Source organism: Nocardia sp. NPDC051929 (assembly GCF_044548645.1).
Lineage (GTDB): Bacteria > Actinomycetota > Actinomycetes > Mycobacteriales > Mycobacteriaceae > Nocardia > Nocardia sichangensis.
In genome coordinates this window covers 271,952-286,610 of record NZ_JBIUCG010000010.1, presented here as the reverse complement: position 1 = coordinate 286,610, position 14,659 = coordinate 271,952, and the positions used below count along the sequence as shown (strand labels likewise).

Genomic DNA, 14,659 nt, shown 5'->3' with positions numbered 1-14,659 from the left:
GCGAGATCATGCATACGCTGCCGCATGCCGCGCAGGTCGCGATCCGTGAATCACTTGACGACAACGACGATACGCAGGTGATGGCATACAACAGCTAGATGTCGGCCTCCTCCAAGGCGCGGCGCACCAGCTTGCCAGTGGCATTGCGCGGCAGTTCATCGACGAATACCACGTCGCGAGGCACCTTGTGGCGGGCCAGGTTCGCTCTGACGTAGTCCTTGATCTCCTGCGGGTCGCGCTCGGCGTCCGCAGCGGGTACGACGAAGGCGCGCAGACGTTTACCGAAGTCGCGATCGTCGACGCCGACGACCGCGGCTTCGAGTATGTCGGGACGGTCGGCGAGAAGGTTCTCCACCTCCAGCGGGTAGACGTTCTCGCCGCCGGAGACGATCATGTCGTCGTCGCGGCCATCGATGAACAGGCGGCCGTCGGCGTCGAAGTGGCCGACGTCGCCGCTGGACAGCAGTCCGTCGACCATCTCCTTGTTCCGGCCGTCGGTATAGCCGGAGAAGCTGAGTCCACTGGAGACGAAGATCGTGCCCACCTCGCCGGGGGTGGTGATCTTGGTACGTTGCGCGTCGTAGATGGCGACCCGGCAGCCCACGGGCGGTCTGCCGACAGTGCCCGGCGCCACACGCATGTCGTGCGGGGTGGCCACGGCGGCGACCGCGACCTCGGTGGAGGCGTAGAGGTTGTACAGCACATCGCCGAAGGCGTCGGCCGTGCGTCGGCTCAGGTCCGGTGATACCGGCGCTCCGGCTGTGAAGATCACCCGCAGCGAGCTGGTATCGAATTGCTCGAGGACGCCGGGTCCGAGATCGAGGATGCGCTGCAGCATGGTCGGTACGACGACCAAGGTGGCGGCGCGGTGACCGGCGACGTTCGCCAACGTTCGTCGCGGATCGAATTTGCGCTGCTGGAAGACGATCTTGTTGCCCAATGCCCAGCCGAGAGTGAACTGTGACAGGCCGGTGCCGTGGAAGATGGGAGCTGCCATCACGACCGTGTCCGCACATGGTAACGGCACGCGGTGCAGGAACTGCGCCGACTGCAGTGGCGAGACCTTGTCCCGCGGGGCGCCTTTCGGCGTGCCGGTGGTTCCGCTGGTCAGGATGACGATCCCGCCGGGGCGTCGCGGTGGCGGCAGCGCCGCGGTCGACTCGGCGGCGATGAGCGAGTCGATCGTCGGTGTGTTCCCCTCGACCTGGTCGGTCTCGTCTACCCAGCTCAGAATCCGCGGTACACGTTCGGGGACAGCGCCGAGCAGTTCGACGAATTCGCTGTCGAGCAAGATCGCGCCGACGTTCTCCCTCGCGGCGACCTCGGCGAGCTGTGGCTTGGCGAAACCGGTGTTCATCAGCACCAGGCGGGCGCCCAGCTTCCCTGCCGCCAAGAGCGTCAGCACCATTCCGCGGTGGTCGCGGCAGAGGGCGGCGAGCACGGTGCCGGGGCCGATTCCGGCGGCGGCGAGGCCGCGGGTGAGTGCGTTCGACTGCTTGTCGAGTTGATCGAAGGTGAGTGTTCCGCGTTCGTCGACGATCGCGGGTGCGGACCCGTGGCGGCGGGTGGCATGGGCAAGCGTGGTGACGAACGGGCCGTACACGGAAGCTTCGCGCATCACCCGGATGGTCTCCGCCGGACGTGCCGGATCGACCATTCCGCGCTTGGCCAGCACGACGGCGGCCGAGGCCAGGTCGGCCACCGACCGGACCGCCGTGAGCGGGGACCATGACGTTTTGGTCATCGACACCTCCAGTTGAGCAGATCGGCGACCGAACCCTGTCGGCGAGCGGCGCCGCCGATGCGGCCCGCTGCGCGATGAAGCCTACCTCAGAAGAAGAATCATGGTTCACATAATCGGTAGGAGCGGCCGCCTGGGTCGTGGCGTTCGAGATTGCTGAACGGCTGTCTCGGTGAGATAATGGAGCGAAGTTTATGTCATCATATCGCTGGAGCTGGGCATGTCTCGATCCGAACCGTCAGCACAGCCGCTGACTGCTGCCGAAGCCGATCTCGGACGGCGCCGCCGCTATATGGCGGGCCCCGCAGCACTGCTGGGTGGCCCGGCCAACGTGGTGATGCAATTGAGTTTGCCCCCCGTCGGCCGCGGCGTCGTGGAAAGCACGGTCGAAAGCGGCAGATACACCGTGCATCCACGCAAGCGTGGCCGTACGACGCTGACCTACCTGGCCGTGGCGATGCTCGGTACCGAGGAAGATCGGGAGGCTTATCGCGTGGCGGTCAACACCTCGCATCGCCACGTGCGGTCCGGCCCGCACAGTCCGGTGAAGTACAACGCTTTCGATCCGGAACTGCAATTGTGGGTGGCCGCGTGCCTCTACCGCGGCACCGTCGATTCCCTTACCTTTCTCTACGGCCCTATGGATGAAGAGCTGGCCGACGAGGTGTACCGCGAGTCGAGCCGATTCGGGACGACATTGCAGATGCGCGCGGAGGTGTGGCCGCGCGACCGTGCCGCGTTCGCCGAGTACTGGGACTCGAAGCTTTCGGATCTCACGCTGGACGATGAGGTGCGGGCCTATTTGCTCGACCAGGTCATCGATCTGGGCCCCTATCGACGCCTGGAGCGGTTGGCGTTCCGCCGGACGAATCGGTTCTTCACCACGGGCTTTCTCCCGCAGAGGTTCCGCGATGAACTGGGCCTGGATTGGAGCGCTCGTCGCCAGCGTGTCTTCGAGCTGACGATGCGCTCGATCGGACTGGTGTTGCGGGTGTTCCCCGAGCGTTGGCGGCTGTATCCCTTCGACAACTATCTGCACGATATGCGCAGGCGGCGCGCGCTCGGAAAGCCGCTGGTGTGAAGACCGTCAGTGAGCCCGGATCGCTGTTGCGGAAGTATCTCGGAGACCGGCGTTTCGCGCTTGCGCTTCCCAGAGCGGTAGCCCTGCAAATTCTGCATCCCGCGATCGCGACGGCGCTCACCGAGCATGTGACCTACCGGCTGTGGTTGCACAAGCGCCGCACCGTCAACGCGATTGTGCAGATCGCCTACTCCGACCGGGATCTGCGCTCGCTGATCCACGCCGGGCACGCCCACGTGCAGGGCAGCGACGATTTCGGCACTCGCTATCACGCGCTCCGGCCGGATCTTTTCTTCTTCCAGCATGCGACGTATGTCGACACACTCTTCTTCGCGATCAATATGTTCATTCGCCCGCTGACACCGGAAGAAAGCCATCGGCTCTATCGGGAATGCGTCGAATGGTATGGCCGTTACGGTATTTCGGCACGGCACATGCCGCACACGCTGCCCGAGTTTCGCGATTACGTCGAGGAGACCTGCGCGACGACGCTGCGAACGAGTCCGGCCGCGGTGGGGCTGGCGCCGCAGGTGCTGCGCCCGGATGCGTGGATACCACGGGCGCTACCGAATTCGGTGGCGCGGGCGATCCAGCATCCGCGAGCGCGGGATCTCCTCGGTGTGCCGCAGCGCCCGGGGGACCGGCACGCGTTGCGGCTGTACGCATTGGCACTGCGAACTTCGGGGCGTGCCGCACCGCGTCGGATGAAGTATCTCCACCCCGCCCGCGCGGCCGGCGTCGGTCCGGCATGATCGACACCGCTGCCTCGGCCGCAAAGGTCGTACCGGATCCTTTGCCCCGGCCCCGCCGACGGGTTGGATGAACCGAATCCCTCGTGGTCTTCGACCTGGTTCGGGTGAACGCCGCCGCGTGCTCGATGCCCGAGGCCGCACCGGTGCGGACACCGGTCTTTTCTTATCGTCGCCGAGGCGATGATCGCCACAGGGCGTGCTGGGTCGGGGAGGCTACCGGTGACCACGGTGGAAGGCTGGCCAGTGGAACCGCCCCGGCGACGGCATGAACTTGCGGCGGCCGATCAGTGCGCCGTGTAGGCACCGGCGTCGAGGTCCTCGATGAGGGTCGGTCCGGTAGGTGTCCAGCCCAGCAGCTCTCGCGTCGCATCGCTGGTTGCCGAGAGGTCCATCGCGAAGAATGCGCCGATCCACCCGAAATGACCTTGGATGTCCTGCGGGGCGATGGAGGTCACGGGCAGGTCCAGCGCTCGGCCGATCGCATCGGCGATCACGCGGCTCGGCACGCCCTCTTCGGCGACGGCGTGCAGGCGAGCTCCCGCCGGGGCCTTGCCGAGGCCGAGCGTGACCAGTCGGGCGGCGTCGGCTCGATGGACCGCGGCCCACCGGTTGGCGCCGTCGCCGGGGTAGCCGGAGACGGCGGTCCGGCGAGCGATCGCGGCGAGGGTCGCGATGAAACCGTGGTCCCCGGCGCCGTGCACGGTTGGCGCGAAACGCAGGCTCACGGTGTGCACGTCGCGGTCGACGTACTCGAGCGCCAAGTTCTCGCTTCCTCCGCGCGGCGAGTCGGGGCCGTGGAACGGAGAAGGGTCGGCCTCCGTCGCGGGCCTGCCCTGGCTGAGGGCGGCGACGCCCGACGCGAGCAGGAAGGGGCGGCCGGTGCCGGCGAGCGCGTCGCCGATGGTCTGAACGGCGGCTCGCTCGGCCGCATTGGAGGCGGCGAGGTCGGACCAATCGTGTTTGTTCGCCAGATGAATGACGGCGTCGGCCGCCTCGGCTCCGGAGCGGATGCTGTCGAGGTCGTCCAGGTCGCCGCGGCGGACCTGGGCGCCTTTGGCCTCGAGGGCTGCGGCGGATCCGTCGGATCTGGCCAGTCCGGTGACCTCATGGCCGTCGGCGAGCAGGTCGGCGACGGTGGCCGAGCCGATCCATCCAGAGGCTCCGGTGACGAAAACATGCATGACGTGAACTCCTTCGTCCACTCCGCCGCTGAGCGGGGGAGCGATCCCTGCTAGGTGATGTCTGTGACTGACGTCAGTCACAGACATCACCTTACGCCTTCATGTCAGTAGCTGTCATCACTACACTTGGCGACATGGCACGTTGGGAACCTGGGGCCGCGGAGCGGCTGCGGCAGGCCGCGCTCGAACTGTTCGCCACCCGGGGCTTCGAACAGACCACCGCCACGGAGATCGCGCAGTCCGCCGGCCTGACCGAACGCACGTTCTTCCGTCACTTCAGTGACAAGCGAGAGGTTCTCTTCCGCGGACAGGGCTTACTGGTCGAAGCGTTCGTCACCGGCGTGGACGCCGCACCCCCGGACACGTCCGCGATCGACATCGTCGCCTCCGCGCTGCAGTCCGTAGCGTCGTTCTTTCCCGACGAACGCCGGTCGGACTCCCGCACACGACAATTCGTGATCGACCAGAACCCCGCACTACAGGAACGCGAGCGGCACAAGCTCGCAGGTCTCGCCACGACGGTCGCCGACGCCCTGCGCGCGCGAGGCGTCGACGACCTCGCCGCGAGGCTGGCGGCGGAGTCGTGCATCACGGTGTTCGGGATCGCTTTCACGCAATGGATTCGCGAAGACGAGCAGCGGTCGCTCGCCGAGATAGCAGCCGATGTGTTCGGCGAGTTGCTGACCCTCGCGGGAAAAGCGACAGCGCATCGCGCGACGCCCGCGGATCGCGCCGCCGGGCAATCCTGAGAAACTGTCGCCGCCCGCCATCGCTCATGACGCCGATGATGCTCGGCTCACTCGATCGGTCCTTCCTGCGCTCCGGCGCGGCCGACCTCATCGCGGCGCGTTGGTCGCGGTAGGCGGGGCGGACGGGGCTCGGTGACCGCGATTCGGCAATTGACATCCGCTCCATCCCGAAAGTACCTTTGCGAGCAAAGATAAATGCCTTTGATCGCAAAGGTATTTTCCATAGCGCTCCGCCGAGCCAGGTCCGGCGGGCCCGTCCGTCGAGGAGCAGATCATGTCGGATGAGACGCACGACTCCGCGCACGTGACGCGTTGGATCCGCGACTGCGCCCGCCCCCTCGCCACGCTCGACGCCGATGGATCGCTCATGGACTTGGCGGCGTTGGCCGACCGGGCTGACGGCACGGTCGTCGTCGGAGTCGGCGCGACGACCCGCGCGGGGCACGAACTGTCCGTGACCGCACACCGGATATTGCGACTGTTCGTGGAAACTCTGGGTTTTCGGGCGCTCGCCCTGCTCGATGACGAATCCGTCGTGGCGGACATGGACGAATACGCGCGGACGGGTACCGGGGACGTGCGGGCGATTCTGGGCGATGCGTGGGTGCCGTGGCGCACCGCCGAGACAATCGCGGTTCTGGAGTGGGCGCGCGAGTTCAATCGTGCGCATCCGCACGATCCGGTGCGCCTGTTCGGCCTGGCTCCCGAGGCCGCCAAACCGGCGCACTACGAGCGCGTGACTAGGTTCGTGGAAAGAGCTGCGCCGCAAAGGATCGCGGAGCTCAGATCGCACTACGACCCGATTGTGACAGCCCATCGGCTGGGCGAGCACATACAGCGCGCGAACGGCACCCACCCCGGACGCCCATTTGCCGACCACGCCCGAGACGCGCTGACGCTGGTCGAGTCGTTGCCGGGCGCCGCAGGCGCACCCGAAATCCTGGACGCGGCTCGCCTCATCGTGCGGTACCACGAGAACAGCACCGCCTCGGGCCGCCGTGACTTCGCCGCCGAATCCGTCGATGCCGCTCGCCGCATCGTGGACTGGCACGACCGCACCGGGCACCGGATCGTGTACTGGGAAGGAGTGTCCAACACCGCCGTCGCGCGAGAGCTCACCGTTGCCGCTATGTCACAACGGTTTCCGAGCACGGGATCCCTGCTCCGTGACCGCTTCGGAACCGGTTATCTGTCGGTCGCGCTCACCTTTCATCACGGCAACGTCCGCGCCGACCTGGTTGTGCCCGCTCCGGTGGAGGGCTTCGCGGACACTGTGCTCGACCAACCCGAACTCGGCAGTTACCTGCTCGATCTGCGGACCGCACCCGCGGGCGCGGTTCGGCAATGGCTGCATCGGCCCGCGAAGCTCCGCCTCATCATCGGGACCTACCGCCCTGACCGCGACGTCGATCATCACATCGCCGGTGCCGGACTGGGCGACTGGTTCGACGTCGTCCTGCACATCCGGACCATCACCCCGACGCACTCGCTCGCCCAACCGTGACGCATGCGCCCGCCGTCGCGCTCCACGACCCTCGACAAATTACGCCACTCGACTTCGATCGACGGTGGCGCCGCGCACTTCTGACGCGCTCGACGCGGTCCGAGTAGGCGGCGCGCTCTCATTCGCCGCCCTGCCCGACGTGGGGCCGCACGAGGGGCAGGTAGATGGTGTCGATGATCTCGGTGATGGTGCTGTCGGGGATGGTGGTGACGCCGCGGACAAGGTACTCGTTGCGCAGTAGATCGACCGCCACGGTCGCGATTCGCGGCGACAGTGCTTCGGGGCGGGCTTGGCCACGGGCGATGGCGCGACCGAGAATCGTCAGCCATCGGGTGACGCTGGTGTCGAACAGCTGATCTCGAACTTCGCGGAGCAGGTCCGGTTGGCTGTGCATTTCGGTGGCCAGTACGTGCAGTAGCTCTCCCTGTCGTGACGTCATTCGATCGGCGGCGGCGCGTAGTACCGCGAGTGCGTCCGTGCGCAGGTCGCCGGTGTCGGGCACGTCGTCGGTCAGGGCGGCATCGCGGAACGCCGCGACCGCCAGTGCCGCGCGGCTGGGCCAGCGGCGATAGATCGTGGTTTTGTTGGTTCCGGCGCGGGTGGCGACTCGGTCGATGCCGAAGCCCGCGTAGCCGACCTCGGCGAGTTCCTCCGCCGCCGCTCGCAGTATCGCTTGCTCCAACACTTCGCCACGCCGTCGCGGCGCCTTGCGGTGATCGTCCGCGCGGCTCGGCCCGTCCGGCCCACTCATTCCGTTCACTTAGAGGACTATACGTCCCTTTGCGGTGGAATCTCATGGTAGCTTGGCTCTCTAATAGAGTACTGATAGTCCTCTATTTGGCGCTGAAAGGAGCACGACCATGACCTCTGCCGTATCCGCGGATGAACTGCTGCCCGGAATTCGTCTCGGGGTGGTGCGTGGCACCACCTACGGGCTGTTCGGCCGACCCGAGGAGTTCGTGCCACAGGCGCGGGCGCTGGGCGCAGGCATCGTCCGGGTGAACATCTACTGGTCGCAGGTCGAGCCGGAACCCGGCCGGTTCGATCTGCACGTGCTCGACGCGTTGCTGGACCAACTCGCCGACGGCGACGAGGCGTGGGTGACGGTGTGCGCGGGTTCGCACTGGGCCACGCGGCGCGCCACCCGGTGGCTGCCCGCGTCGCCGGCCATCGACATCGACCGCTACCATCGCTTCGTCCGAGAGCTCGCCGCGCACCAGCCGGGCCGAATCCGCTTCTGGCAGTGCGAGATCGAGCCATGCCTGCCGTTGTTCTGGGCCGGTACGGCCGGTGACTATGTCGCTCAGCTGCGGGTCTTCCACGAGGCCGTGAAACAGGCGGACCCCGCGGCGCTGGTGGTACTCGGCGCGGCGGTGCCGGGGGCGATGCTGGGCGACGGACCGGCCGGAGCGCACACCTGGGGGCGCTTCTTCGGAGAGGTGCTGCGGGATGGAACGGAGCATTTCGACGTTTTCGACATCCACCCCTACGGTGACCCGTACACCGTCCCGGAACTGGTGCGAGCATGCCGAGCGCAGCTGGCCGCGCACGGATGCGAAAAGCCGGTCGTCGCAAGCGAACACAGCGGGCCGCTGCCCACGGATTTCCCGGACAATCTGCCGCATCTGGCCGATGTGCTCGCGGTTCATCAGCAGCAGTTCCTTGGGAAGGCTCCTATGCCCGACACCCTCGAAGAGATCGAAGCCACGGCGGACGCGCCGGTGGTCGAGCTCTACCAGCGCATGGCCGAACTGCCGCCCACGTTGCAGATGTTCATGAACGGGTGCGCACCGGAACTGGAGGAACACCGGCACAGGCTGGCCTGCCGGGATGTGGTGGTGCGCACGATGCTCGCGCTCGCCGAGGGCATCCGGCGCAACTTGTACTACCCGATCGCCCCCGAATGGGAGTTCTATCGCGACAGCCGTGCCGCGGGTGCGCTGATGTTCGGCAAACTCCAGCTTCTGGACAGTGCGGGCGGAATCATCGGTCGGCGGCATCCGGCCGCCGACACCTTCGAGTCGATGGCACGCCTGCTCGACGGCGCCACCCGGGTTCGGCGGATCACCGTCACCGATCGTCCCGACTTGTACTTGTTCGAAGCCGAGCGGAATCACGGCACTCCGGCGCTGGTCGTCTGGGAGCGGCGCGGCATGGCCGATCAGGATGATTCACCGAACGAATTCGTCTGTGACTGGCCGTTTCTCCGGGCGCATGTAGTGGATGTCCACGGTGCTCGGGTGCCGGTCGACATCGCTGGGGGAGTGCTTCGGGTCCCGGTCTCGTCGACGCCGCTGTTCATCGACGGCGCTGTCGAGGGACAGCGGTGACTCCGGGCGCATCGGGGAACATTTTTCCTATAACCGGCGAGTCCTGCCGGTCGATAGTGAGGGCCCGTTCACGAGAAGGGCTACACATGAGCGACGACGATCTTCACGACTTCGAGCGCGATTCGTTCACCTACGACGGCAAGACCCGCGCACTTTTCCGCCAAGGCGCCGGTCCCGCCGTAATCGTCATGGCGGAATTTCCGGGCATCTCACCCGAGGTGTTCGACTTCGCCCGCCGCGTCGCGGGTTTGGGGTGCACGGCGGTGGTGCCGCACCTGTACGGCAACCCGGGACGTGACCCCAGCCCCGCCGCGCACGGGCTGGTCTCCGCGTTGGCGAACGTCGCCGGTCAGCTCGGGCCGATCTGCGTCAGCCGGGAGTTCGTGGTGCTGGCCACCGGCCGCACCTCACCCGTCGTGCACTGGCTGCGTGCGCTTGCCGAACACGAGCACCGCCGCTGCGGCGGACCGGGTGTCGGTGCCGTCGGGATGTGCTTCACCGGTGGATTCGCCCTCGCCATGGCGGTCGACGACCGTCTGATCGCGCCCGTGCTGTCCCAGCCGGGGCTGCCGCTGGGTTTCACCTCGCGACAGAAATACTCCATCGACCTGTCCGCTTCGGACCTCGCCCGCGTCAAACAACGTTGCGCCGACGGACTTTCGGTCATGGGCCTGCGATTCTGCGGTGATCGACGTTCTCCGGCCGAACGATTCGACTTCCTGCGCGACCAACTCGGCGACGCGTTCATCGCGATCGAACTCGACGACGCGGCCGCCAACCCGGACGCCGTGCTCGATCCCCACTCGGTCCTGACCGAACACCTCATCGACGAACCGGGCCAACCTACCCAGGCCGCCCTACACCGAGTACTGGATTTCCTCGGCAGTCGACTCCTGGCGGATCACCAGCCGATCGGTGAGCGCCCTTAGCGACGACTCCTGTCGTCCCGCGCGGTCGATGCGACTCCGCACCGCCTTCGGCGCGGGCCGGCGTCGATCGGACCGCATCGACGACTTCCGAATCGAAAGGAAAATCATGACAACCCCCGTCTGGGTCGCCGGTGTCGGAATGACGCCGTTCGGCAGACACGCCGGAAAGAGCGTCAACGATCTCACCCGCTGGGCCGTCACCGACGCGTTGCGGGACTGCGGTGCCTCCGCCGACGCACTCGACGCCGCGTTCTTCGGTACCGCCACGCAAGGTGCGCTCGAGGGCCAGCACATGATCGCGGGGCAGATCACCTTGCGGGCCTCGGGTATTCAGCGCATTCCGATCGTGAACGTCGAGAACGCCTGCGCTACGGGCGCCTCCGCGTTCGCGCTCGCGGTGGATCGGATCCGGTCGGGGGCCGCCGATGTCGCGCTGGCCGTCGGCGTGGAGCGCATGCACGTCGACGACCCCGAACGAACCATGGCGGTGTTCGACAGCGCCTACGACGTGTCCGATCCCGCCGCGCTCGAGCGCGTCCTGCTGGAGCTGGGTGGTGACGTCGACGACCACGACCTGGGGCGCCGCTCGGTCTTCATGGACATCTACGCGGCTATCGCTCGCAACCACATGCGTCTGCACGGCACGACCCAGGAACAGATCGCCGCGGTAGCGGCCAAGAATCACGACCATGCGGCCGACAACCCGCGCGCGCATTACCGCAAGCCGATGACCGTGGCGGACGTACTCGCGGGGCGGCAGCTGTCGTACCCGCTCACCGTCCCGATGTGCGCGCCGATCACCGACGGCGCGGCCGCGGTGATCGTGTGCAGCGAGGCCGGGCTCCGGCGGCTCGGCGCGCCGAAATCGGTGCAGGTTCTCGCCGCCGTCCTCGGCAGCGGAGCGGACCGCGACGCGACGACGTTCGAGGGACACCCGAGCCGTACGGTATCCGCACGCGCCTACGAACTGGCAGGAGCCGGTCCGGAGGACATCGACGTGGCCGAGGTTCACGATGCCACGGCATTCGGCGAGATCCTGCAGACCGAGTTGCTCGGCCTCGTTCCGCTCGGTGCGGGTGGACCGGCGGCGCTGCGCGGTGAGACCACGCTCGGGGGCAGGATTCCGGTGAATCCCTCCGGCGGCCTGGAATCCAAGGGGCATCCCCTCGGGGCGAGTGGGCTCGGCCAGATCTTCGAGCTCACGGAACAATTGCGCGGCAACGCCGGTCCGCGTCAGGTGGACGGGGCGCGAATCGCGTTGGCGGAGAACGGCGGTGGTTTCCACCGCGGCGAGGAAGCGGTCACCGCCGTCATCGTGCTGGGAAGGGTGTGAGACATGGCCATCATCGATTTCTTCGATCGAGGGCGGGCGATCAATCCGGCGGGCGTCGCCTACCGGACCGACGACGAGGTCTGGACTTTCGACGAAGCCGGTGCGCTGTCGTGCCGAATCGCCCATGCGCTACTGAGCGCCGGCATGCGGCGCGAATCGAAAATCGCCGTGCTGTCGCCGAACTCACCGCTGGCGTGGATCTGCGTACTCGGCGCATGGCGCGCGGGCGCGGCGTGGGTCCCGCTGAACCCGGCCCATCCGGTGAGCGAGAACATCCGGCTGTTGCGGCGCTTCGACGTGGAAGTGTTGTTCTACCACCCTGCTCTCGCCGACCAGGTAGCGGAACTGAAGACGGCGGCACCCGGGGTCGGCGTATACATCGCGTTGGCGGCAGGGACCGACGATGTGACCCTGCAGGACTGGACCGCCCAGCATCCCACCGCGCCACCGCGGGTCGGCTACGCCATGGACGACGTGGTCGCCGTGGCGCCGACCGGCGGAACGACCGGTGCACCCAAGGGCGTCATGAATACGCACCGCAGTCTGTCGGCGATGGTGACCCACCAGATGATGGCGCTGGTCCATCCGGCGGGCGCACCCATCGTCAACCTGGCCGCGGCCCCGATGACGCACACGGCCGGGCTGTTCAGCCTGCAGGCCACCGCACGCGGGGGCGAAGTCGTCATCATCCCGCGCGCGACACCGGAGCGGGTCCTCGATGCCATCGAGCGGCACCGCGTCACGGATCTGTTCCTTCCGCCGACGGTGATCTACCGCTTGCTCGAGGTGCTGCGGCAGCGGACTGCCGACACCTCGTCCCTGCGCTACCTGACCTACGGCGCGGCGCCGATGTCGACCGAGAAACTCCGCGCCGGAATCGAGCGGCTCGGGCCGGTCTTTCTGGAAGGCTACGGGCAAATGGAAGCCCCCGCGGCGATCTCGTTCCTGCGGCCCGACGAGCACCTGATCGACGGACGGGTTGCGCCCGAGCACCGACTCGGTTCGTGCGGACGACCCTATCCGCTGGCCACGGTGGCGATTCTGGACGAGTCCGGGGCGGAGGTGGCCGCGGGTGTGACCGGCGAGATCTGTGTCCGGGGTGATCTCGTGATGAAGGGCTACTACAAGGATCCCGAACGCACCGCGGAGACCATTGTCGACGGATGGCTGCACACCGGCGACCTGGGGCATCGCGACGCGGAAGGCTACCTCCACATCACCGACCGGAAGAAGGACCTCATCATCTCTGGCGGTTTCAACGTCTTTCCCGGCGAGGTCGAGCAGGTGATCTGGAGCCACCCCGCCGTGCGGGATTGCGCGGTGGTCGGCGCCCCGCATCCCGACTGGGGTGAGGTCGTGACCGCTGTGGTCGAACTCGAGGCGGGGCAGACCGTTGGCGAGGCGGAGCTGATCGCCCGGTGCCGCGAGCGGCTCGGCCCGGTGCGGGCGCCCAAGGCGGTCGTCTTCGTCGACCAGCTCCCTCGCAGCGTCAATGGCAAGGTCTTGAAGAAGGAAGTGCGGGAGCGATTTTGGGCCGACCGCAGCACGAGGATCTGAGGGTCGTGCTCGTATTCCTCCAGGTTCCCAGCGCATGGAGCGTCGATCGCTGTTGCCCGGAATCGCCGACGGTCACCGATCCGTCGGTTCCACCGGCTTCCGCACCCCGTGCGCGTTGTCAGGGACGACCGTCCCGCGCCATCCCCCGATGAGCCGCATGGCGTGGTAGATCACCAGCGCGGCGACGGCGCCCAGCGTGATACCACCGAAGTCGAGTTCGCCTACCACCCATGTGAAGTCGGCGATGCCGATGACCAGCGGGATGGCCGCGGTGAACTGGTTGATCGGCTTGCCGAAGTCCACCCGGTTGCTCACCCAGATGTGCACGCCGAGGATTCCGACCAAGCCGTAGAGTGCCGTCGTCACGCCACCGAGCACCCCGGCCGGGATGGCGGCGATCACGGCTCCCACCTTCGGTGAGAGGCTGAGCGCGATCGCCGCGGCGCCGGCCACCCAGTACGCGGCGGTGGAGTACACCTTCGTCACGGCCATCACGCCGATGTTCTCCGCGTACGTGGTGGTCGCCGAACCGCCGCCGCTGCCTGCCAGTACGGTCGCCAGACCGTCGGCCGCCAGCGCGCGGCCCATGCGCCGGTCGTAGTCGATACCGGTCATCGTGGTGATCGACTTGACGTGCCCGATGTTCTCCACCACGAGTACCAGGACCACCGGCAGGAACATCGGGATCACCGAGAGGTGGAAGCTCGGTGCGTGGAAGTCGGGCAGCCCCACCCAGGAAGCCTTCCCGATCGCCGCGGTGTCGACCTCGCCGCGGGCGAGCGCGAGCAGATAGCCGAGCACGACACTGGTGACGATCGCCAGCCTGCCGAGCAACCCGCGAAAGAGCACCAGACACAGGATCAGCAGGACGAGCACGACCGTCGCGGTGATCGCGTCCTTCTCGAAATTCGTCTTGGCGGTCGGCGCCAGGTTCAGCCCGATCAGGGCGACGATGGTGCCGGTGACCACCGGCGGCATCAGCGCTTCGATCCAGTGGGTGCCTGCGAAGTGCACCACCGCGCCGATGACGATCAGCACGACGCCCACCACGACGATGCCGCCCAGCGCCGCACCCATTCCGGCGGAGGCGGTGGCCGCGAGGACCGGAGCGATGATCGCGAAACTCGAACCCAGATAGCTCGGCAGCCGGTTGCGGGTGATCACCAGGAACAGCAGGGTGCCGACCCCGGAGAACAGCAGCGTCGTCGACGGTGGGAACCCGGTGAGGACCGGCACCAGGAAGGTGGCGCCGAACATCGCCACCACATGCTGCAATCCGAAGCCGATCGTGCGCGGCCAGGTCAATCGCTCGCCGGGCGCGATCACCGCGCCGGTGGCTACCGGAGTCCACCGGAACATCGATCCGGTTCGCGATTCGGGCGTCGTCATGGGAGCAGTGTGCGGCATCGACGGCCGGCGCGCTGTGCCGGACTCCTCGGCCGAGATGTCGCGTGCTGTCGTGCCGTGCGTCGACCTCGTCCTGTGCCCCGTAGGCGTGGGCG

12 protein-coding genes are annotated in these 14,659 nt (G+C 67.3%); 8 read left to right on the top strand and 4 right to left on the bottom strand.

Annotated features, from left to right (window positions below):
* Positions 1 to 94: 94 nt before the first annotated feature.
* Positions 95 to 1,744: an acyl-CoA synthetase gene (locus ACIHAX_RS15750; protein ID WP_397278062.1), complete on the bottom strand. Its 1,650-nt coding sequence runs from the start codon at positions 1,742 to 1,744 to the stop codon at positions 95 to 97.
* A gap of 217 nt (positions 1,745 to 1,961) precedes the next feature.
* Here ACIHAX_RS15750 and ACIHAX_RS15745 point away from each other — a divergent pair, with 217 nt between their 5' ends.
* On the top strand, positions 1,962 to 2,822 hold the full coding sequence (locus ACIHAX_RS15745; protein ID WP_364426759.1) for an oxygenase MpaB family protein: 861 nt from the start codon (positions 1,962 to 1,964) through the stop codon (positions 2,820 to 2,822).
* The gene (locus ACIHAX_RS15740; RefSeq protein ID WP_364426756.1) at positions 2,819 to 3,574 is read left to right on the top strand and encodes an oxygenase MpaB family protein; all 756 of its coding nucleotides are present in this window, start codon (positions 2,819 to 2,821) and stop codon (positions 3,572 to 3,574) included. The genes ACIHAX_RS15745 and ACIHAX_RS15740 overlap by 4 nt, the downstream gene beginning before the upstream one ends.
* 284 nt (positions 3,575 to 3,858) lie before the next feature.
* Here ACIHAX_RS15740 and ACIHAX_RS15735 read toward each other — a convergent pair whose 3' ends face one another.
* Positions 3,859 to 4,755, bottom strand: a complete 897-nt coding sequence (locus tag ACIHAX_RS15735) for an SDR family oxidoreductase (RefSeq protein WP_397278059.1) — start codon at positions 4,753 to 4,755, stop codon at positions 3,859 to 3,861.
* Positions 4,756 to 4,889: 134 nt separating this feature from the next.
* Between ACIHAX_RS15735 and ACIHAX_RS15730 the strand changes: the two genes are divergently transcribed.
* Positions 4,890 to 5,504 carry a TetR family transcriptional regulator gene (locus ACIHAX_RS15730; RefSeq protein ID WP_364426750.1) on the top strand — a complete coding sequence of 205 codons (615 nt, stop codon included), beginning with the start codon at positions 4,890 to 4,892 and terminating at the stop codon, positions 5,502 to 5,504.
* 274 nt (positions 5,505 to 5,778) lie between these two features.
* Entirely contained in the window at positions 5,779 to 7,008 is a 1,230-nt protein-coding gene (locus ACIHAX_RS15725) for an erythromycin esterase family protein (RefSeq protein ID WP_397278056.1), read from the top strand.
* A gap of 118 nt (positions 7,009 to 7,126) precedes the next feature.
* Here the strand turns inward: ACIHAX_RS15725 and ACIHAX_RS15720 are convergent, their stop codons facing one another.
* Positions 7,127 to 7,759, bottom strand: a complete 633-nt coding sequence (locus ACIHAX_RS15720; RefSeq protein WP_397278085.1) for a TetR/AcrR family transcriptional regulator — start codon at positions 7,757 to 7,759, stop codon at positions 7,127 to 7,129.
* A 109-nt stretch (positions 7,760 to 7,868) separates the two neighbouring features.
* On the opposite strand from ACIHAX_RS15720, the gene ACIHAX_RS15715 reads away from it, so the two are divergent.
* From ACIHAX_RS15715 to ACIHAX_RS15700, 4 genes are all read left to right on the top strand, one after another.
* Positions 7,869 to 9,338 (top strand): hypothetical protein, encoded by a 1,470-nt coding sequence (locus ACIHAX_RS15715; RefSeq protein ID WP_397278054.1) that lies wholly within the window; start codon positions 7,869 to 7,871, stop codon positions 9,336 to 9,338.
* Positions 9,339 to 9,424: 86 nt separating this feature from the next.
* Entirely contained in the window at positions 9,425 to 10,267 is an 843-nt protein-coding gene (locus tag ACIHAX_RS15710) for a dienelactone hydrolase family protein (protein WP_364426741.1), read from the top strand.
* 106 nt (positions 10,268 to 10,373) lie between these two features.
* The gene (locus tag ACIHAX_RS15705; RefSeq protein ID WP_397278052.1) at positions 10,374 to 11,600 is read left to right on the top strand and encodes a thiolase family protein; all 1,227 of its coding nucleotides are present in this window, start codon (positions 10,374 to 10,376) and stop codon (positions 11,598 to 11,600) included.
* 3 nt (positions 11,601 to 11,603) lie between these two features.
* On the top strand, positions 11,604 to 13,157 hold the full coding sequence (locus ACIHAX_RS15700) for an AMP-binding protein (RefSeq protein WP_364426735.1): 1,554 nt from the start codon (positions 11,604 to 11,606) through the stop codon (positions 13,155 to 13,157).
* Positions 13,158 to 13,229: 72 nt separating this feature from the next.
* On the opposite strand, the gene ACIHAX_RS15695 is transcribed toward ACIHAX_RS15700, so the two are convergent.
* Complete coding sequence (locus ACIHAX_RS15695; protein WP_397278083.1) at positions 13,230 to 14,516, bottom strand: uracil-xanthine permease family protein; 1,287 nt, start codon at positions 14,514 to 14,516, stop codon at positions 13,230 to 13,232.
* Positions 14,517 to 14,659 lie beyond the last annotated feature (143 nt).